This is a genomic window from Pectobacterium polonicum (genome assembly GCF_005497185.1).
Taxonomy (GTDB): domain Bacteria; phylum Pseudomonadota; class Gammaproteobacteria; order Enterobacterales; family Enterobacteriaceae; genus Pectobacterium; species Pectobacterium polonicum.
Genome location: NZ_RJTN01000066.1, coordinates 1 through 487, shown reverse-complemented (window position 1 = coordinate 487; position 487 = coordinate 1). Strand labels below are relative to the sequence as shown.

Sequence of the window (487 nt, the reverse complement as noted above, 5' to 3'; positions counted from 1 at the left end):
CTGTACGGTCTTGTGCAGGCATCAACGTTTGATAATGAAGCCAACTTGCCGCCTGACTACATTCCATCTCTAATGGAGAGTTACCCATCAGAACTGATTAAAGCGTATCTGCGTGGGCAATTCACTAACCTGACCAGCGGCACCATTTATCACCAGTTTGATCGATCCCTTAATAACTGTGATGAAGAGGAACAGCCTGGCGAACCGCTGTTTATCGGCATGGACTTCAACGTTGGCAAAATGGCCGGAATTGTTCACGTTCTACGTGATGATCAGCCGCGCGCTGTTGCGGAAATTGTCAGAGCTTACGACACGCCGGACATTATCCGCCTCATTCGTGAGCGCTACTGGACCTACGCCGACGGCGATTACCGTAAAGACCGCGAAATCTATATCTACCCTGACGCCTCAGGCGAATCCCGCAAATCAAACAATGCCAGCCAGAGTGATTTAGCTCAACTGCGTGATGCTGGTTTCAGTGTCATCG

Annotated in this window: 1 pseudogene; it reads left to right on the top strand. The window is 50.1% G+C overall.

What is annotated here, in order from left to right:
- A pseudogene (locus EDI29_RS22650) lies at positions 1-487 on the top strand (terminase); the annotation flags it as partial.